This window comes from Vibrio sp. 378 (assembly GCF_033339435.1).
This window is the reverse complement of the sequence record NZ_JAWOUO010000307.1, coordinates 1-855: the sequence shown is the minus strand read 5'-3', so window position 1 is coordinate 855 and position 855 is coordinate 1. Positions and strand designations below refer to the sequence as shown.

General features: G+C 47.1%; 1 protein-coding gene. It reads left to right on the top strand.

Features of this window, described 5'->3' with window-relative positions; all coding sequences use genetic code 11:
• Window positions 1-855 (top strand): aldehyde dehydrogenase family protein (locus R7Q48_RS25895; RefSeq protein WP_318133041.1); only part of this gene is annotated, 855 nt, incomplete at both ends.

Here is an 855-nt window from a genome sequence, read left to right as displayed (position 1 = left end):
TCAACCCTGCAACTGAGCAAGAGTTAATTCGCTTGAAACCGAGTTCAATTGAAGAGTTGGATTGCCTCATTGAAGCGTGTTCGGCTGAACAAGTTCGATGGGCTAAGTTGAGTGCGAAAGAGCGCTCTAGCTGTTTGAAAAACTGGCATCAATTGTTGATGGAACACGCTGAAGATATCGCGACCATTATTACATTGGAACAGGGCAAGCCATTGTCTGAAAGCCGCGGGGAAGTGAGCTACGGGGCATCTTTTGTAGAGTGGTTTGCAGAAGAGGCTAAACGAGCTTATGGCGAAGTTATCCCAGCTCCTGCTGTAGATAGACGTTTATCTACAATTAAACAGCCTGTAGGCGTGTGTGCTGCGATTACACCGTGGAATTTCCCTATTGCTATGATCACACGAAAAGCGGCACCTGCGTTAGCTGCTGGGTGTGGGATGATCATCAAACCGTCCGAGTTGACCCCTCTGACCGCACTAGCGGTTGTTGAACTTGCGTATCAGGCTGGTACCCCTAAGCCGCTTTTACCTGTTGTTATTTCTGAACAGGCCGCTGAGTTTGGTCAGGTGTTATCGATGGAGCCTAGGATCAAGAAGATTTCATTTACGGGTTCGACTCGCGTCGGCAAAATTTTGATGAAGCAGGCTAGTGAAACTGTTAAAGCGGTATCGATGGAACTTGGAGGTAACGCTCCGTTTATTGTTTTTGAGGATGCTGATTTGGAATCAGCTGCTGATGGGCTTATCGCGTCCAAGTTCCGCAATGCAGGACAAACGTGCGTGTGCACAAACCGTTTATATGTACATCAAAATGTCAAAGAGCGCTTTATGGAAAAAGTGCTCGCAAAAATGATGG